At 57.0% G+C, this 16728-nt stretch carries 18 protein-coding genes, 1 tRNA gene and 1 other RNA gene; 5 read left to right on the top strand and 15 right to left on the bottom strand.

Annotation, left to right across the window (positions count from 1 at the left end; all coding sequences use genetic code 11):
- Positions 1–8 precede the first annotated feature (8 nt).
- Complete coding sequence (ribA, locus tag FXO11_RS08340) at positions 9–1136, bottom strand: GTP cyclohydrolase II RibA (protein ID WP_202980306.1); 1128 nt, start codon at positions 1134–1136, stop codon at positions 9–11.
- A 248-nt stretch (positions 1137–1384) separates the two neighbouring features.
- Here ribA and FXO11_RS08335 point away from each other — a divergent pair, with 248 nt between their 5' ends.
- Positions 1385–2215 carry a RibD family protein gene (locus FXO11_RS08335; protein WP_148862549.1) on the top strand — a complete coding sequence of 277 codons (831 nt, stop codon included), beginning with the start codon at positions 1385–1387 and terminating at the stop codon, positions 2213–2215.
- Here the strand turns inward: FXO11_RS08335 and FXO11_RS08330 are convergent.
- From FXO11_RS08330 to FXO11_RS08310, 5 genes are read right to left on the bottom strand one after another with little or no spacing between them, the layout of a single operon-like run.
- Positions 2182–3147, bottom strand: a complete 966-nt coding sequence (locus FXO11_RS08330) for a lysylphosphatidylglycerol synthase transmembrane domain-containing protein (RefSeq protein ID WP_148862548.1) — start codon at positions 3145–3147, stop codon at positions 2182–2184. The genes FXO11_RS08335 and FXO11_RS08330 overlap by 34 nt on opposite strands.
- Complete coding sequence (locus tag FXO11_RS08325) at positions 3144–4007, bottom strand: class I SAM-dependent methyltransferase (RefSeq protein ID WP_148862547.1); 864 nt, start codon at positions 4005–4007, stop codon at positions 3144–3146. The genes FXO11_RS08330 and FXO11_RS08325 overlap by 4 nt, the downstream gene beginning before the upstream one ends.
- Positions 4008–4040: 33 nt before the next feature.
- Positions 4041–5114: a glycosyltransferase family 4 protein gene (locus tag FXO11_RS08320; protein WP_148862546.1), complete on the bottom strand. Its 1074-nt coding sequence runs from the start codon at positions 5112–5114 to the stop codon at positions 4041–4043.
- Entirely contained in the window at positions 5104–5502 is a 399-nt protein-coding gene (locus FXO11_RS08315) for a 6-pyruvoyl trahydropterin synthase family protein (RefSeq protein ID WP_148862545.1), read from the bottom strand. The genes FXO11_RS08320 and FXO11_RS08315 overlap by 11 nt, the downstream gene beginning before the upstream one ends.
- Positions 5503–5557: 55 nt before the next feature.
- Positions 5558–6595, bottom strand: a complete 1038-nt coding sequence (locus tag FXO11_RS08310) for a zinc-dependent alcohol dehydrogenase (RefSeq protein WP_202980305.1) — start codon at positions 6593–6595, stop codon at positions 5558–5560.
- 259 nt (positions 6596–6854) lie between these two features.
- On the opposite strand from FXO11_RS08310, the gene FXO11_RS08305 reads away from it, so the two are divergent.
- The 3 genes from FXO11_RS08305 (at position 6855) to FXO11_RS08295 (ending at position 9303) form a co-directional block, all read left to right on the top strand.
- The gene (locus FXO11_RS08305; RefSeq protein ID WP_148862544.1) at positions 6855–7613 is read left to right on the top strand and encodes a CDP-alcohol phosphatidyltransferase family protein; all 759 of its coding nucleotides are present in this window, start codon (positions 6855–6857) and stop codon (positions 7611–7613) included.
- Positions 7614–7624: 11 nt separating this feature from the next.
- Positions 7625–8221, top strand: a complete 597-nt coding sequence (locus FXO11_RS08300) for a YceI family protein (protein ID WP_148862543.1) — start codon at positions 7625–7627, stop codon at positions 8219–8221.
- Positions 8222–8367: 146 nt separating this feature from the next.
- Positions 8368–9303, top strand: a complete 936-nt coding sequence (locus FXO11_RS08295; RefSeq protein ID WP_148862542.1) for a DMT family transporter — start codon at positions 8368–8370, stop codon at positions 9301–9303.
- A gap of 116 nt (positions 9304–9419) precedes the next feature.
- Here FXO11_RS08295 and FXO11_RS08290 read toward each other — a convergent pair.
- The 7 genes from FXO11_RS08290 to dapA form a co-directional block, all read right to left on the bottom strand.
- A non-coding RNA gene (locus FXO11_RS08290) (RtT sRNA) lies at positions 9420–9549 on the bottom strand.
- A 30-nt stretch (positions 9550–9579) separates the two neighbouring features.
- Positions 9580–9656, bottom strand: a tRNA-Val gene (locus FXO11_RS08285).
- Positions 9657–9733: 77 nt separating this feature from the next.
- Positions 9734–10741 carry an NAD-dependent epimerase gene (locus FXO11_RS08280; protein ID WP_148862541.1) on the bottom strand — a complete coding sequence of 336 codons (1008 nt, stop codon included), beginning with the start codon at positions 10739–10741 and terminating at the stop codon, positions 9734–9736.
- A gap of 189 nt (positions 10742–10930) precedes the next feature.
- On the bottom strand, positions 10931–11668 hold the full coding sequence (locus FXO11_RS08275; protein WP_148862540.1) for a TIGR04219 family outer membrane beta-barrel protein: 738 nt from the start codon (positions 11666–11668) through the stop codon (positions 10931–10933).
- A 61-nt stretch (positions 11669–11729) separates the two neighbouring features.
- Entirely contained in the window at positions 11730–12443 is a 714-nt protein-coding gene (purC, locus tag FXO11_RS08270; protein WP_148862539.1) for a phosphoribosylaminoimidazolesuccinocarboxamide synthase, read from the bottom strand.
- Between the two features lie 142 nt (positions 12444–12585).
- Complete coding sequence (bamC, locus tag FXO11_RS08265; RefSeq protein WP_227546080.1) at positions 12586–13701, bottom strand: outer membrane protein assembly factor BamC; 1116 nt, start codon at positions 13699–13701, stop codon at positions 12586–12588.
- The gene (gene dapA, locus FXO11_RS08260) at positions 13698–14573 is read right to left on the bottom strand and encodes a 4-hydroxy-tetrahydrodipicolinate synthase (protein ID WP_148862538.1); all 876 of its coding nucleotides are present in this window, start codon (positions 14571–14573) and stop codon (positions 13698–13700) included. The genes bamC and dapA overlap by 4 nt, the downstream gene beginning before the upstream one ends.
- A 118-nt stretch (positions 14574–14691) precedes the next feature.
- Between dapA and FXO11_RS08255 the strand changes: the two genes are divergently transcribed.
- The gene (locus FXO11_RS08255) at positions 14692–15162 is read left to right on the top strand and encodes a peroxiredoxin (protein WP_148862537.1); all 471 of its coding nucleotides are present in this window, start codon (positions 14692–14694) and stop codon (positions 15160–15162) included.
- Between the two features lie 109 nt (positions 15163–15271).
- Here the strand turns inward: FXO11_RS08255 and FXO11_RS08250 are convergent, their stop codons facing one another.
- A complete protein-coding gene (locus FXO11_RS08250; RefSeq protein ID WP_148862536.1) occupies positions 15272–16342 on the bottom strand; it encodes an AI-2E family transporter in 1071 nt (356 codons plus the stop codon).
- A 12-nt stretch (positions 16343–16354) separates the two neighbouring features.
- Positions 16355–16588 (bottom strand): sulfurtransferase TusA family protein, encoded by a 234-nt coding sequence (locus FXO11_RS08245; RefSeq protein ID WP_148862535.1) that lies wholly within the window; start codon positions 16586–16588, stop codon positions 16355–16357.
- Between the last annotated feature and the right edge of the window lie 140 nt (positions 16589–16728).

Here is a 16728-nt window from a genome sequence, read left to right as displayed (position 1 = left end):
AAGGCTCCTCAATGCCCTCCAGCCTTCAGTGCTGTCTCCAGCAGGTGCCCCGCCCTTTCAGCTTTGGCGGCCAGATAACGGCGATTGTGGGGCGTCACCTTGCCCAACAGCTCTCGGCGCTGGCCAACCTCGATGCCGCCGTCACGCATTGCCTGGAGCTTGGCGGGATTATTGGTCAAAAGATCGATGCGATTGATTCCGAGGGACCGCAACATGCTTACCGCAATACCGTATTGACGCTCGTCCTCGCCAAAGCCTAGGACCTGGTCCGCATCCACAGTGTCCAAGCCCTTATCCTGCAGACTATAAGCGCGCAACTTATTGGCCAGACCGATATCGCGGCCTTCCTGGGCCAGGTACAGGAGAATGCCGCCGCCCGCGGCCATAATCGATTGAACAGCGCCTCGCAACTGCTCGCCACAATCGCAGCGCAGGCTGCCGAAAAGGTCGCCGGTTAAGCAGGCCGAATGCATGCGCACCGGTACCGGATCGGGCCAGTTCGCAGAACCGCCGATCATCAACGCCAGGTGCTCACGCAATCCGCCGCCCTCCCGAAACATGACAAAGCGCGTTTCTTCAGCACCCTCAAGGGGCACTTGAGCTTCTGAAATACGTATAAGATGCTGGGCAACCGACCCATCAAACGCCAGCACGTCCCGGGCTTCCACCTTTATTAGATCCTGGGCGTAGAGCGCGGCATGCACGTCCGACCAAGCCGCGGCCGGTACTGTAACGGAGACCGAAGCAGGCAACAGTCGACCCTGGCGCATCAAGACCAGTCCGGCTTCCTGAATGACGCCCGGTGTCCCGAAGTCAGAGAAAAAGCCGCCTTGCGGCGCGCACTCCGAACTTAGAACGCGCACGGTTTCGACAACGGCAGCCATATCGTCCCGATCGTCTAGCGGCACATCCAACACGCCTCCCGCGCCAGCACACTCGATGCCGAGACTCTCCAGTCGCTTAGGCGTTAGCGTCAACCTAAGGGTGGAGCTATCGAGTTCACCCAGCCATGCTCTGAAGGACGGCGACTCGAGGCCCTCGACACTGAAAACCAGTTCCGCCTCGTCACCGTTGCTGACCAATACCGGATAGCCGGCTTTCAGTTCGACTATCGCTCGCTGGACCTTCCGCATCATCCAAATCCTTGTGGTTCAAGTACACTGGTACACGCATACCGGCGCTCTGTTCGATAGCCCGCGCCGGTTACGGTCCATTCGCTACTTGGCCCGTCACCCAAATCTTAGTTCGCAGGCCCGAGGCCTCATGCTAAGGGCCGGTAATGCCAAGGCCAGGCCAATGTTAGATCGTTCAGCTGTATCCTCTACTGGACTATACAGGGCATTCATTGGCTGACAGATGCTTTAGTTTAAGGATGTTTACAGAGATGGCTTTAAATCGGATCAGTTCCCGCACCGCCTGGCAGTTACTACTTAAAGTGCGGTCCTCTCCCGTCACCGGGCCGGTCATTCTCGGCGACGATACAACCCCGCTGTTAACCACTCTGGCCGATGGTGGATGGGCACTGCATGTCGAGCCCGATGACCAGCAGGTGGAGGATTTGTTCGACTGTTTCATGCCACTTTGCCATCCACAAAGCCGTTCAAAGGTCTTCGCCCAGGTTGGCCAAAGTCTGGACGGCCGGATCGCCACGGTCACGGGCGCCTCCCATTACATCAATGGCGAAGGGGGCTTGGATCACCTGCACCGTCTGCGTGCCATGGCGGACGTTGTGGTCGTCGGTGCCGGCACGGTGCGGGCCGATAACCCGAGACTAACCGTGCGCCGGGTTGACGGGCGCCAACCTGATCGCGTGGTGATCGATCCTCGCCGAGGCATTACCAACGCCTACACCTTATTCGGCGATCAGGCTATACCCACTTACCGTCTCGTCGCCGATGCACCTCGTGCAGGAAACGAATTGCAGGTCGCTGATGGTCACGCTCAGTTCACTCCCGAAAGCATCGTCCGGACTTTGCACGACCACGGATACCAGCGGATTTTTATCGAAGGCGGCAGCCAAACCGTCTCCAGCTTCCTCGAGGCCGGGCTACTGGACCACCTGCACCTGATCGTCGCGCCGATGATTATCGGCAGCGGCGTCCCTGCCCTGCAGCTAACGGACATCGACACCCTCGACCAAGCGCATCGCCCGAATACTCACGTCTATAACCTGACTACCGACTACCTGTTCGACATGCGTTTCGCAAGGCCCTGAAATCGCGGGATTAAAGACAGGGCTAAAAACAAAGCCCCCGGTAAACTCGAAATCATGAAGAGCGTGCCGTAGGCAATACTCAACGCCAATCCTTCTTCGGCCGGATAGCCCGCCCAGAGCCAAAGCGCTCCGGCCACGCCCTCGCGGATACCCCAACCGGCCACGGTGACGGGAATCGCCATAACCAGCAAAAGACATAAGACGCACGGTACGAGCACGCTTAGGGGCATTGCAGCCTCCATGCCCCAGCCCAGCACCACGAAGGCCAACACGTAACTGCCTACCACAATTACGGAACTAACCAGATGCACTATCAATACCCGCGGCTTGATCAACCCAACCCAAAGCGCGTGGCGGAAGGCCCCGGCGAACGCCCGCAGGCGCGCGCGGAACAGCAGAGCAACTAGCGTCAGCACGATAAGCACGCCGATGATCAGCGCCGTTGAGCCAACGCCCCCTATCTCCCATACCAACGGCGATTCCGGAGACGTGACCGGCGTCATGAACCACACGGCCCCTGCCAGCAACGCAAGCACGATCTGACCGGACAGTCGCTCGATCATAACTGCGTGTATGGCCTCCGTCGGGCGCTGGGTTGACTTGCCGTGGCGCAAGGCCCGATTGGCGTCACCCAGCACACCGCCGGGCAGAACTTGGTTTATGAATGTAGCAAGGTAGTACTCACGCACAGCGTTGACGCCGTCGATGGAAAGCCCGAGCTGTCTCGCGGTGAAGCGCCATCGCCAAGCCGACAGGCCAACTTGAACGGTAAAAAGGGCGAGAGCGAGCGCAACCGCGGTAAGCGATAAGTTTGCTAACCTGGAAACGAGATCTGTCTGGCCAAAAGCGAAAACTGCGCCGGCCAGAATGGCGAGGGTCCAAAGCCATTTGAGGAGGGGCCATTTGAGGCGGGAGGGAGGAAACCGGCTCATGCAGCGTCGGAATCGCCTGCCGCTGGCAGCGCCAAAACATCTTGATGGAAGACTTGCGCCTGTGCGGCGCTATCCGTCAGCAGAGACAGCCTTTCGGCGAGCCAGCTATCGATCCGGGCAGCCATCTCGGGCCTCTGCTCGGCTGCCGCTACGGCCCAGCCTTGGAAGAGCTGGGTTTGGAGATCGCGTTGCCGCCGCCCGAGCAGCCAAGGCGATGGCGCTGAAAACACACGATAACCGCGATCTTCAAAACCGCGGATACAGTGTAACCACGCATCGGGGCCGAGGGCCTCTCCGCTGCCCTTTTCAGAGCGTTGATGGCGGTTCACCGCGTCGCGTATCAGCGCATCGTCCGGAAGCGTTGGCGATATCGCGAAGTCCCCGCTATAAGACAGCGTAAACAGGGCGGCAGCGCCCATACCGGCAACCCGTTCGGTCATCTCAGCCATCCACGGAGCCGACACCAGATCCAGCAGCGCCGAGCCCGACACGATATCGGTATCCGTGGGAATGGCCGCCACAATTTCACGTTCGATGCCCAACCGGAGTGTTGTAAAGCTGTCCACGCCGGGAAGGCCATCGCACAGACGCTCGGCGGCATCGAGATGAGCGGCGTCCTGGTCAACCAACAGCCACCCCTGCCCGTCTGGTAGTTGCGGCGCGAGGAATCGCATATTCGAACCTGTGCCACACCCCAAATCCACCACACGGTAGCTCTCTTGGTTCAAGCGACGGCCTCGCACCCACTCACTCAGTCGTTGGGTCAAGTCAACGTTGCGTGCTGCATGGTCGGCGGCTTCACGAGCGGCCAGCCAATCGCTGTCGAACCACGCGGTTTCGTGCAACAAAGACTCACTCATCCACGCGAACTCATTTTCATTGGAAAGTTGACCTCAGTTGAGAAGTTTCTGAATGGCGTCGGCAAAGGCCTCGCCGGCATCCGACCAGCTCCGCAGGTTGTTTCTCGCTCGTCCCGCACCCGCCACCAGTTGCCGATGCCGTTCAGGCTCGCTTAAAACCTGCGTAAGCGCCGCACGGAGCGCCGTCACATCACCCGGCGGCACCTTGATCGATGCCTCGCTGGCCGCCGTGAAGGCCAACGCACCGCCGGTGGTGGTAATCACCGGTAAGCCGTAAGCTAAAGCCTCGGTCACCACCATGCCGTAACCCTCGTACCAGGACGGCAGTATGAAAACATCGGCGCCTCTGTAAGCCTGGGCGAGCGCCTGCTCACCGAGCTCTCCACAGATGTCGATACGCTCGGCCAAGCCGAGCTGCTCAATCTGCTTGCGCAAAGAGGCGACGAAGTCAGGGTGACGTTCTGTCGATCCCGCCAGCGAGCAGTGCCAGGGGTAGTCCCGACATTGGGCCAGAGCCTCCACCAGCAAATCCTGTCCTTTTCGCGGTGCCAGGGTAGCCACGCACAGCAGGCGAAAGGGTTGCTCAGGTGTTCGGAAGCGATCCGGCCCGATGCTGTCGGGCTTATCGACACCGGGTGTCACAACCTCAATTCTCGCCGGCTCAACATCGAAATCAATTAATCGCCGCGCGGTAAATTCGCTGGTTACGATCACGCCTTTTACATGACGCAGAGCTGCCTTCTCGCTAGCGAAGTAGGCCCGTTGCCGCTCTTGCGAGAGACCGGTCTCATCCGCCAACGGATGGTGCACCAGCGCCAGCACCCGCAAGCGTGTCGTGTGCCGGGCTTGCAGGGGCGGTAGACCGCTCAGCGCGAGTCCGTCGATGATCACGGTCGTACGGTCGGCCAGCTCGTCGAGAGCGTCGTCCAGGGACTGTTGGGCCAACGTGTCGGTTTCCGGGAAGGCACCCTCCAATCCACTCAGCCGCACATTTTGGCCGCGTTCGCGCAAGCTCCCGACAATACTTCTGACGTAACCATAACCCCCGGTTCGTTGGTTGGGGTCACCCGGTACGAGAAAGACGGTTTGCGGCTGATCAGAGCGCATTTTCGAATGTCGCCCAGGCAATATGGGATTCGCTAAGCGAGACCTTCAATCGGCTCACCTCTTTGGCTTCGTCGCCCAAGGCGCCGCTGCGGATACGTTCAGCCACCTGGTCAAAAATGACCTTGGCCATGAATTCCGTGGTGGTATTGCGGCCCTTGAAATCCTCCCTGGCATCCAGGTTGGTCAGATTGAATTCGTTGACCACCGCTTTGAGTTGCTCGGAGGCAAGGCCAATGTCCACCACCAAGTCATCAGCATCGAGCTGCTCCCGGAAAAACGTGACATCGACGATATAGGTCGCCCCGTGGAGTTGCTGAGCCGGGCCGAAACGCGGTGAATTAAAGCTGTGGGCGATCATCATGTGATCACGCACCGTCAAGCTGAACATAAGATTTCCTTACTCTTAAGCGATCATCAAAAGGCGTATAAAGAACCTAAGGCGATTAATAGATAATACGATGGCACAGGACATCCGAGTCGTTAGACGCGATGGAACCCATGCGCTGAGGCAATTGATCAAAGCGGCTTTCCGAGTTGATCAAGCTGTCCAGTTCCGGCGTCTGCATGAGACGCAGGGCCAGGGCCATGCGGTCGCCATAGGACCAGCGCGGCGCCTGCACTGGCGACACGCGCCCAACTTGGCTGGATATCACAGAAAGCCGGCGTGAGTGGAAGGCGCCGCCCAACATCAGATTCACCGGCTGTTCGCCATACCAGCTCATTTCGACGATGCGAGCTTCCAGACCGGCCATCCCCAGTGCGGTGTTGAGCCCTTCAGGGTGGCCGCTCGCGTGAATCACCACGTCGTAGTCGTCGCGGCCGTCAGCAGCGGTATGGAAGGCCACACCCAGGCCGGCCAGAACCGATTGACGTTGCGACTTGGGATCGATCGCCACCACCCGCGTCCCCGGTATGCGGTTAGCCAGCCAGGCTACCAGGCAACCGATGACGCCACAGCCGATTACCGCGATACGGTCGCCAACACGGGGCGACGCATCCCAAAGCGCGTTAACCGCCGTCTCCATGTTGGCGGCCAGGATAGCCCGTTCAGGCGGCAGGCCGTCAGGCAACGGCGTCACCGCGGCCTTAGGCACGCGAAAACAGGTTTGATGAGGGAACAAGGAAAACACAACCCGGTTGCGCAACTGGGGCGATCCCTCCAACACTCGCCCCACGTTGGCATAACCGTATTTAACCGGCGCCGGAAACTCCCCTTCCTGAAACGGACAACGCATGCGCTGATATTCCGATTCCGGAACTGCTGCGTTGAACACCAAACTCTCCGTACCCCGACTAACGCCGCTGTACAGGGATTCGACAATCACATCGTCGGAATCGTCCAAGTCGCTGCGGTCGACGGTCACCGGCCGGATCTCGCCCTGCCTCGGTGCGGTAATCCAGTACGCTCTGCCCTGGTAGTCCGGGCGAGAATTGCGCCGAGAGTCATAATGAGAGTTATGGCCCGCAGCCGATTCGCTCATGACTTGCTCCTTTTTATTAAACCAGCCATCTATTAATCCAGCCATCAATTCAGACGCCAGTTCAGTCAGCCATCCAGGCTTTCAATAAAGCCGTACACAGGATAAAGCATTACACTAAGATGTCTTGCAAGCTTCGATTGATGCGGCTGTTCTGAGAACCTCCAGTGACGATCCTAAGACGTTTCAGGAACTGGGCGCCAGAACGGCACCAAATGTGACTCTGAGTTAAGCGGCACTATGTTTACGCCGGGGGCCGGGTATGGATCTTTCCACGTCAGCGGGTCTGCCCGCTAAAGTGACTCTGGAACTGGCTGCGGCGGCCGGCCTTACGGTCAGCGCCGCGGCTGCCCTCGCAGCGGCGCTCGATCTCTCGGCCCCGTTCATCCTTTTTACTGCCCTTTTGGGCCTTGGTCTTGGCGGGGTTGTCGGCCTTTTCTGGAAGCGCGCGTCACCGGACAAGCGGCCGGTGGATGTAAGCTCCCTTGGGCCTGCTAATCGCATCACCCTGGCGCGCGGAGCGCTGATCTGCACCGTAGCCGGCTTCATCCCCTTTGCTGAGTACGCTCAGGCACATGCCTGGATAGTCGCTTTCATCACCCTGGCGGCGCTGATCCTGGATGGCGTGGACGGCGCGGCCGCCCGCCGTACCCAGAGCCAATCCGCTTTTGGCGCCCGCTTCGACATGGAACTCGATGCGTTACTGATCCTTATCCTCTGCGGACTGTTGATCACGCTCGAGAAAGCCGGTGCCTGGGTGCTGCTGATTGGCTTGATGCGCTATGCCTTCGTCATTGCAGGCTGGTTCTACCCTGTGCTGAACCAGCCGCTACCGGAAAGTTTTAGGCGCAAGACGGTTTGCGTGTGGCAACTGGTCACGCTGGTGATCTGCTTGCTCCCGCCCGTTCCGTCAGGTTTGGCGATGGCCTTCCTCGCCCTTTCCCTCGCCCTACTGGTCTACTCTTTTGGGAAGGACATTGGCTGGTTGCTAAGGAGCCCTGAAGCAAAAAAACCAATCTAAGGAGAAACAACATGCGACGCCTTTCTCAACATGCCCTGGCATTACCTTTCGCGTTGATGGCGGTGGTACCGGCCTATGCCGAGCCCATCGAGTTCACCATCGATCCAGAGCACTTTTCCATTTCCTTTGCTGTTAACCATTTGGGCTACGCTAGCGTACTGGGCTTTTTCACAGAGGCCGAAGGCCACTTTGCGTACGATGAAGAAACCGGCGAATTTGGCGCGGGCAAGGTTGTCGTGCAAAGCGATAGCGTGTTCACCGACAACGACGATCGGGACGAGCACCTGCGTGGTGACGATTTCCTGAATGCCGAAGAATATCCGGACATCGTCTTTGAGTTCACCGACTTCACCAAGAAGGGCGACAAAGAAGGCGTTCTGGCTGGCGACCTCACAATGCTCGGCCAGACTCACCCCGTCTCATTGGACGTTACCCTGAACAAGACGGCGGAGTACCCCTTTGGACACGGAAAGTACACCCTGGGCCTCTCTGCCACGACCACTATCCAGCGCAGCGAATGGGGAATGGACTACGGGCTCGATATGGTGGGTGATGATGTGCACTTGCGTTTCGAACTCGAGGCCAATGCGAAAAGCGGCTCTTTCTAAGATGTCGTCCGAGGAGGTTTTAGCGGAATCCAAAGGGCGATTTGGGGATGAAACGGACCGTCGTCAGTCAAAGGTATAACGTTCGCTCCCTAACGATCTCATGCTAAACTGCTCGCGTTTTACACAGCGAAGAGTTGTTTCACCGCATGAACCTCCCTGATTCTAGAAAATCCGACCTTTTGATGGTTGTTGTTACTTTATTAGCAGCAATCAGCTGGATGTTTTCCAAGGAAGCGGTGCTGCTCATGCCGCCGCTGCTCTTCATGGCGCTTCGATTCCTGCTCGCCGGATCGATACTGATGGTTGCCGGCCATCGTCAGATTCGGCGGCTGAGTGCCGACCAGCTGCGCCGCGCGGTGGGCGTGGGGCTGGTTTTCGGGGTCGCCATGAGCTGTTGGATTACCGGGTTATTCCTGACCGAAAACGTAGGTGAAGGCGCCTTCCTGACAAGTATCGGGGTTGTTATCGTACCGGTGATCGCGCGTATCGCGTTCAAGGAAACCCAACCCGTTTCGACCTGGCTGGCCCTGCCCATTGCTATCGCCGGGCTCGCTCTGCTGTCGTTACGCAACGGTTTTCGCCCCGAGCCGGGTCAGCTTTTCTTCGTAATCGCGGCGTTTATTTTCGCGCTCTATTTCACCTTGAATACCCGGGCAGCCAACACCCGCATAGCTCAACGGCCTGACGGTAAAGACCAGCGTAAAGAACGCGTACCGGCATTGGCGCTGACCGCTATCGCGCTGACGACCGTGGGCTTCGTTACGCTGGTCATCTCATCTTTTCGCGAGCCGTGGTCTCCCACCTTGACCAACGCCGAACCCATGCTTTGGATTTGGGTGCTGGCCAGTGCCACTATCGGTACAGCCGGCCGATTCTTCGTCCAGACCTACGCTCAAAGCCTATCGACCCACAGCCATGGCGTTGTGATCCTTGTGCTAGAGCCCGTTTGGGTCGCCCTTTTCGCTACGGCCTGGTTTGGCGAGTCAATGTCAGCCGTTCAGCTGAGCGGGTGCTCGCTGATCTTCGCGGCATTGCTGATTAATCGGTGGAGTGCGGTGCGGAAGTTAATTCTGAGGCGGTGAGCTTTAGAGCGCTGATTGGTGGAGTAGCGCTCCGCTGTGCCGGCGAGCTGCCTTCGGCAGTTCAAGTCGCTTGTTTTGACCCATAAAAAAACGCCCTCTCGGGGCGCTTTTTTTATTGGTAGGACCAGGCAGATTATTCGGCTTCGCCTCACCCTTCGGGCCGTCGTCGCGTAGCTCCGACGTTCTCTCGCTTTGCTCGAGTCGAGCTGCCTTCGGCAGTTCAAATCGCTCGTTTTGACCAATAAAAAAAACGCCCTCTCGGGGCGCTTTTTTTATTGGTAGGACCAGGCAGATTCGAACTGCCGACCTCTACCATGTCAAGGTAGCGCTCTAACCAACTGAGCTATGGTCCTCCGTCAACGGGGGAGAAATATACTGATCCGGATCGGGACGGTCAACCCGTTTTTTACCGGATCAGGAAAAAATCGACTTAAATCCGGTAAAAATCCCGATACCAGTCTACAAAACGAGCAATCCCCTCTTCTACCGGCGTGTTCGGTTTGTAACCAACGTCGTCGATCAACGCCTGAACGTCCGCATAGGTCGCCGGCACGTCGCCGGGCTGTAGGGGCAAAAAGTTTTTCTCGGCCTTGCGACCGAGGCGCTCTTCGATAATCTCGATAAAGCGACTCAACTCAACGGGGTTGTTGCTCCCGATGTTGTACAAACGATAAGGCGCATTGCTGGTGCCCGGATCCGGGTCGGCCGCGCTCCATTCGCTATTAGGCTCGGCAACATGGTCCAACGTACGTATGACACCTTCGACAATGTCGTCGATGTAGGTAAAGTCCCGTTTGTGATGTCCATGGTTGAATACGTCAATCGGTTCGCCAGACAGGATCTTCTTAGTGAAGATAAACAACGCCATGTCAGGACGCCCCCAAGGCCCGTAGACCGTGAAGAAACGCAGCCCCGTGGTCGGCAAACCATACAAATGGCTATACGTATGCGCCATAAGCTCGTTGGCTTTTTTGGACGCTGCGTAGAGGCTTAGGGGATGGTCCACGTTGTCGTGTACCGAGAACGGCATGGCTTCATTGGCACCATAGACGGAACTGCTGGAAGCGTAGACCAGGTGCTTGACGTCGTTGTGGCGGCAGCCCTCGAGGATATTCATGAAGCCGACAAGATTGGCGTCGACATAGGCGTGTGGGTTTTCCAGCGAGTAGCGCACGCCCGCTTGAGCAGCCAGATGAACAACCCGCTCCGGCTGGAATTCTCGGAAGACGCCTTCCATGGCTTCTCTGTCGGCGACGTCCCGCCGAATTTCGGTGAAGCCATCCTGGTGTGTCAACCTGGCCAGACGGGCCTCTTTGAGGTTCACGTCGTAGTAGTCGTTGACGTTATCTACGCCAATGACCTCATCGCCGCGCGCCAGCAGTCGATGCGCTAGATGAGAGCCGATAAAGCCCGCGGTGCCGGTGACCAGTATTTTCAAGGTAATCTCCCGTTTCTATGCGTTCAATACAATGGACCAAGCCGAATGGGACCTCGCATCCCGAATGTGCGCTCTTCCGGGAAGTCTTTCTCCCAAGCGTATGCCAAGCGGCCGTTCAAAAAAAGAGCGCCGTCAGGCGCTCTTTCTAAGTCCAAAAGCTCTGCAACTTCTGAATGACTCCGACAATCTTCAGAAGTCGACACCAGCGCTGATAAACGGCCCGCCCAACTCAATATCCAGGGTTTCGTCGCCATCTTCGTAATCGATATTCATCTGGCGGTAACCTGCACGCAACCGCAACAGCGAAATGTCGTATTGCGCATAGCCGGCGCCGTCGATAATCGAATCTCCCCCGTAACTGATGCCGTTACCCTCCACACCCACGGAGAGGCCCGTCAACGGCAAATCAAAGCGCGCAGCGGCATAAAGCATGGGGATCACGGCGTCCACCTCGGTTTTGCTCACGGTGGCAATATCTGTGATATCTCGTATGGTGAGCTTGCCATCCATTTTCCGGGCAGTCAGGCCCGCGTCGAGATTCACCCAGTTATCGAGCAACTCGTAATACAGCGTCAGGTCAAGCTGATCCAAGTCCAGCTCTGACCGAACATCCGCGCCTGCGGGGATACCATCGTAACCGCTTAGACTGAGCTCGCCACGCCCGCTCTGCTCAATAGCCGTGTAGTTCAGGCGCACGTTTGGGATCAGTGGGATGGGATGTTCAAATATGGCCGTCAAGTTGGCGTTGCTATCGCTGTCCAGGTTCAGGTCGTTATCGACATCGACCGAATCCGATCCCTGACTGGCCGTGCCGGTTAGATCCGAATCCCAGTAGCTGACGTTAGCCCCTAAGCCCAAAACGTCAGCGACCGTCGCCGTGCTGAAGCAGGTCAGGCCGCCGAGTAGTACAATTGCCGTCTTTCTCATGTTGCTCACCTGTTTTTGTTCATTGATGTTCAGGGCGTTCGATTGCGCCTTCGCGGAATCCTCAGTCGAACTGGATGCCAAGCCTGCTGCCCACTTCCTCGTAGGCTTCGATGACTTCGCCCAGGCCCTGCCTGAAGCGGTCTTTGTCCATTTTCCTGCGAGTTTCCTTGTCCCAAATGCGGCAGCCATCGGGGCTGAATTCATCACCTAGGACAATCTCGCCGTTGAAGCGGCCGAATTCGAGCTTGTAATCCACCAAGAGCATGCCGGCGTCATCGAAAAGAGAACTCAAGATCTCGTTCACCCGGTAGGTCAACGTCTTCATTTGCGCCAGATCTTCAGCCTTTGCCCAGCCGAAAGTTTCAGCCAGGGATTCGTTGATCATCGGGTCATGCATGGTGTCGTTTTTCAGGAACAACTCGAACGTCGGTGGCGATAGCGCCAGCCCTTCCTCTACGCCCAGCCGGCGACACAGGCTACCGGCCGAGTAATTGCGCACGACGCACTCCACCGGAACCATATCGAGCTTCTTGACCAGAGATTCCACCGGCGAGAGTAGTTTCTCGAAATGAGTGGGAATACCTGCGGCCCCAAGTTTCTCCATAATGAACGCATTGAACCGGTTATTCACCATACCCTTGCGGGCCAGTTGCTCTTTCTTCTCGCCATCGAAAGCAGAGGTGTCGTCACGAAAGAGCAACACGAAGCGGTCGGGGTCGTCGGTTGTGTAGACCGACTTGGCCTTACCTGAGTAGAGCGCTTCGCGCTTTTCCATCATCATTCTCCGGTGGGTGCCGGCAGTCCAACGAACCGCCGGTCGCGTTGCCTGTTGAGGGTGTTGCAAAACCACTGCATAAGCGACGCTTTGCAATACCCTTTATTAATAGAGGAACTCGATTAATAGATGTACTCGAATATCAATAGAGATACTCAAAAAGTTCTGACAGCAGTCGAGCGGATCGATTGTCGCCATCGTAATCGGGCGCAACCTGGGTTCGCAGGCTAACCACATCCCCATCCTGACGGATCGTTACAAGATACGTGTACTCCGGTTTGGGCGGATCTGCAAACCAGTCGAACCAGCCGGATTCGAGCTCTTCTTCGCTTCGATAATCCACGTAGAACTGCCCCGCACTCCGGTCAATATCGACCAGTGGAATATCGGCCTCGGATAAAGCCCGGTTAACTTCTGACCACGCGCGATCGAAGCTCAGCTCCATCTCGATATGCGGATCGTCGCTTTGACCGGAAACCAGCTTCACCTTGGGCGCACTGGGAATGCTTAACGCCGCCCGGGAGTATGACTTGGTATCTTCCCGTTCCTTCAGGTAGTTGCCCAAGTCTGCCAGCAATTCTTTCTCTTGAGCCATTACGGTGGTTTCGGATGGCCACTGGAGCATAGCGTCCGGCCGCGCGGGTTCTTTACGGATGCGGAATTGAATCTCCGTAGTCTTGCGCCGCACACCCGGCGCAATCCGAGACTGCACCAAGGTCAAGTCACTGCTGGCGTCCTCACCGGAAAGAGCCAGTAGAGAACGGGCGCGCTGGCTATAATTGGCGATATCGGTTTGCAGCAAGCCTATTTGTGGATTTTCCCGGGCGACGCCAAGGCCCCGCTCCGTCAGATAGGACGACACCATTGGCCAGACTCGACCGGGCACCTCGTTAACCAGTAGCCAGACCTGCCCGTTCAGCTCTTCGACGACATAGTTTTCGTCAAGGATCTCGGAGGTCATGTCCGGGGGCTCAGGTACCGAGAACTCGCCCTGCGCGACAGCATCTCCGGCATCGGCATCACGAACGGCATATACGGGTTGAATCCGTGCTTTGCTCTGCCAGTCCGGTACTTTTATCGGATCGCCGGCAGGCGCGTTACGGTATTCGTCGGAACGGTCCTGGATCAGACCACAGCCTGAAACGAGGCTCAGCATCACAGCGCCCGCCAGCAGGCAGGCACGTTTCGGATAAGCTTGCATCAAACGACTTTGGGACAGGCCTGTTTCGCCCACCCCCACCTGTTTGTGTTGACTCAAAGAACGCCCGCGCTGGTCAGCGCTTCCTCGACTTCAGAGTGAAACTTGGGATCGAGCGGCGTGAGCGGCAGGCGAATACCTTCAGCAATCAGCCCCATACGATGCAGGGCCCATTTGACCGGGATGGGATTGGCCTCAAGAAACAGCTTGCGATTCAGCGGCATGAGTTTTTCATTGAGGCTTTCCACCCGGGCCCGATCACCGGCAATCGCAGCTTCGCACAAGTCTGCCATGCCGCGTGGCGCAACGTTAGCCGTAACGGAGACATTACCCTTGCCACCGCAAAGCATGAGGTCGGCTGCAGTGGCGTCGTCACCCGAGTAAACCACCATGCGGCCTTCGATCCGACGGATAAGATCTTCGCCACGGGGGATATTTCCGGTTGCGTCCTTGATGCCGATGATATTGGGAATGTCCGCCAGACGCTCCACAGTCTCATTCATCATGTCACAGGCGGTACGGCCAGGAACGTTGTAAAGAATCTGATCGACCGGTACCGCCTCGGCGATGGTGCGGAAATGGCGATAAAGGCCTTCCTGGGTAGGCTTGTTGTAGTACGGAACGACCAGCAGGCAGGCGTCCGCGCCAAGTTTATGAGCCTCGGTCGTCAGTTCGATAGCTTCGCGGGTAGAGTTGCCTCCGGTACCCGCGATCACCGAGATGCGTCCGTTCACACGCTTGATAATGTGGCCAATAACACGACAATGCTCATCGGGATCGAGCGTGGATGATTCACCGGTCGTGCCTACGGCTACAATACCGTGTGTACCGTTTTCCAGGTGGAAATCAACCAGACTGTCTAGCTGTTCCCAGTGGACTTCGCCATCCGGGTGCATAGGGGTGGCCAAAGCGACGAGGCTACCAGTGATCATAAAGACTCCGTTCGCGTAAAACGGTAATGGTAATTGCGGGTGACAACCGAAACAACCATTCTTGTCGCCCCCTAACCGACTTTTGTCAAAACAGCCCTATTCGAAGTAAGGAGAAGCCATGAGCGCAGTACAACTCAATAAACCCGTACCTGATTTCACCACGCCGGCCACCGGCGACAAGGACATTACGCTGTCGGATTTTCGTGGAAGCAAAAACGTCGTCATCTACTTCTACCCCAAAGACAGCACTCCGGGCTGCACCACCGAGGGCGGCGATTTCCGCGACCATCACGAAGCTTTCGAGAAAGCAGATACGGTCATCTTCGGCGTCTCCCGCGATGGCATCAAATCCCATGAAAACTTCAAGGCCAAACAGGGATTTCCCTTCGACTTGCTATCTGACAAGGACGAAAGCCTGTGCACGCTTTTCGACGTGATCAAGCTCAAGAAGATGTACGGCAAAGAGAGTCTGGGGGTCGAGCGCAGCACCTTTATTATCGATAAGGAAGGCGTACTGCGGCAGGAATGGCGCGGCGTGAAGGTGAACGGCCACGTAGAAGAGGTTCTGAAAGCCGTTCAAAGCCTCTAATCCGCCAGAGCGGCACGACTGAGAATGGATAGCGTGGCGCAGCCTCTGACGGCTGCGCCTTTTATCTCAAAGGCCATTTCCGACCCTGTGTTCTATTGAATCAGTGCTATCAGACCCTGCCCCGACTTGGCGAGTGACGCACCGGCCAGGCTGCAAAAATGGCTTTAAGCATGGTCGCCAAAGGAATAGCGAAGAATACGCCCCACAACCCCCATATGCCGCCAAAAAACAGCACGGCAATAATGATGACAACCGGATGCAGGTTATTGACCTCCGAGAACAGGACGGGGACCAGCACGTTGCCATCCAAGGCCTGGATGATCCCGTAAATCACCATCAACCAGATAAACTCACTGCTCCAGCCAAAGGCGAAAAGACCGATCATCGCTACAGGAATGGTGACCACAGCCGCGCCGATGTAGGGAATGACCACCGATAGCCCCACCAGCAACGACAATAGCGCCGCATAGGGCAGCCCCATAATACGGAATGCCACGAACGTCACGCCGCCGACAATGACGATTTCCACCGCCTTGCCCCGGACATAGTTGGCGCATTGCTGGTTCACCTCGTGCCAAATCCGCCGCATCATCGGTCGCTGCTGCGGCAAGGTCGAGGCCAATGCGTTCATCAGCACATCCCGATCCTTCAAGAAAAAGAAGACCAGGATGGGCAGCAATACCAGATAGATGAGTATCGCCATCACATCCGGAATGCTGGACAGAGAAAACGACACGAGCCACTGGGTGAAATTAGCGACTTCCGCTGTCACTTGCTGGTACAGGCTATTGATCGACCCCATGGATACGAGGGTGGGATACTCTTGTGGCAGTAGTTCGAGATAGCTCTGCATCTCGCGGAAAATCCGCGGGGCCTCTCCCGCCAGGGAGGTCAATTGCACCCAAAGTAATGGCAGCATCCCCAGTAGAAAACCAACCAGGACGCCAAGGAACAGCAGGTAGACGAGGATAACGGCAACGGTATTAGGCATTCCCTTATCCGTCAGCTTGGTCACCAAGCCCTGCAGGATAAAGGCGATGATGACCGCCGCAATCACCGGCGCCAGCATATGCCCCAGCCAGATGACACCCAGCGTCCCGATGACCAATAGCAGGAACAGGATCACTGCCTCATCATCGGAAAAATACTTGTGGGCCAGGCCCCGAATAATTCTGACCATTAACGACTCCGTCTAGCGCGATTCGCCACAGCGTATCAGAAAGCGGTACATCCCCTCTGATTCTTCCGATTTTTCCAGTGAATGCGACGTGTGTTTCAGGAAGGACGGGATATCCTGAGCGGAACCCGGGTCTGTAGCAATAACTTCGAGCATTTCACCCGGTTGCATTGCGTTCAATTGGAGCTTGGTCTTGAGTAAGGGCATGGGGCAGCGTAACCCGCTGGTATCGAGAACGTGATCAGTCATATCAGCCAGAATAGTTGTTGGTATCGATGATTGTTCAGGTCGGACGTTGTTGAGGTTAACGACCGCCGGGAACGGAAGAATAGGTTCCAAAGTCTTTTAAATCTGTCATGATCCGCGCTGGCGCCACTGCATTACACCGC

Origin of the sequence: Marinobacter fonticola, assembly GCF_008122265.1 — a bacterium.
Taxonomy (GTDB): domain Bacteria; phylum Pseudomonadota; class Gammaproteobacteria; order Pseudomonadales; family Oleiphilaceae; genus Marinobacter_A; species Marinobacter_A fonticola.
The sequence above is the reverse complement of the archived record's forward strand: the minus strand, read 5'-3'. Positions and strand labels throughout refer to the sequence as shown.

What these genes read in the sequence shown, in the direction of transcription:
- ribA (WP_202980306.1), bottom strand. Translation starts at nt 1,136, where the DNA reads ATGATGCGGAAGGTCCAGCGAGCGATAGTCGAACTGAAAGCCGGCTAT.
- FXO11_RS08300 (WP_148862543.1), top strand. Translation starts at nt 7,625, where the DNA reads ATGCGACGCCTTTCTCAACATGCCCTGGCATTACCTTTCGCGTTGATG.
- purC (WP_148862539.1), bottom strand. Translation starts at nt 12,443, where the DNA reads ATGGAAAAGCGCGAAGCGCTCTACTCAGGTAAGGCCAAGTCGGTCTAC.
- FXO11_RS08320 (WP_148862546.1), bottom strand. Translation starts at nt 5,114, where the DNA reads ATGCGCTCTGATCAGCCGCAAACCGTCTTTCTCGTACCGGGTGACCCC.
- FXO11_RS08305 (WP_148862544.1), top strand. Translation starts at nt 6,855, where the DNA reads ATGGATCTTTCCACGTCAGCGGGTCTGCCCGCTAAAGTGACTCTGGAA.
- FXO11_RS08310 (WP_202980305.1), bottom strand. Translation starts at nt 6,595, where the DNA reads ATGAGCGAATCGGCTGCGGGCCATAACTCTCATTATGACTCTCGGCGC.
- FXO11_RS08255 (WP_148862537.1), top strand. Translation starts at nt 14,692, where the DNA reads ATGAGCGCAGTACAACTCAATAAACCCGTACCTGATTTCACCACGCCG.
- dapA (WP_148862538.1), bottom strand. Translation starts at nt 14,573, where the DNA reads ATGATCACTGGTAGCCTCGTCGCTTTGGCCACCCCTATGCACCCGGAT.
- FXO11_RS08250 (WP_148862536.1), bottom strand. Translation starts at nt 16,342, where the DNA reads ATGGTCAGAATTATTCGGGGCCTGGCCCACAAGTATTTTTCCGATGAT.
- FXO11_RS08295 (WP_148862542.1), top strand. Translation starts at nt 8,368, where the DNA reads ATGAACCTCCCTGATTCTAGAAAATCCGACCTTTTGATGGTTGTTGTT.
- FXO11_RS08330 (WP_148862548.1), bottom strand. Translation starts at nt 3,147, where the DNA reads ATGAGCCGGTTTCCTCCCTCCCGCCTCAAATGGCCCCTCCTCAAATGG.
- FXO11_RS08275 (WP_148862540.1), bottom strand. Translation starts at nt 11,668, where the DNA reads ATGAGAAAGACGGCAATTGTACTACTCGGCGGCCTGACCTGCTTCAGC.
- FXO11_RS08245 (WP_148862535.1), bottom strand. Translation starts at nt 16,588, where the DNA reads ATGACTGATCACGTTCTCGATACCAGCGGGTTACGCTGCCCCATGCCC.
- FXO11_RS08335 (WP_148862549.1), top strand. Translation starts at nt 1,385, where the DNA reads ATGGCTTTAAATCGGATCAGTTCCCGCACCGCCTGGCAGTTACTACTT.
- FXO11_RS08315 (WP_148862545.1), bottom strand. Translation starts at nt 5,502, where the DNA reads ATGTTCAGCTTGACGGTGCGTGATCACATGATGATCGCCCACAGCTTT.
- FXO11_RS08325 (WP_148862547.1), bottom strand. Translation starts at nt 4,007, where the DNA reads ATGAGTGAGTCTTTGTTGCACGAAACCGCGTGGTTCGACAGCGATTGG.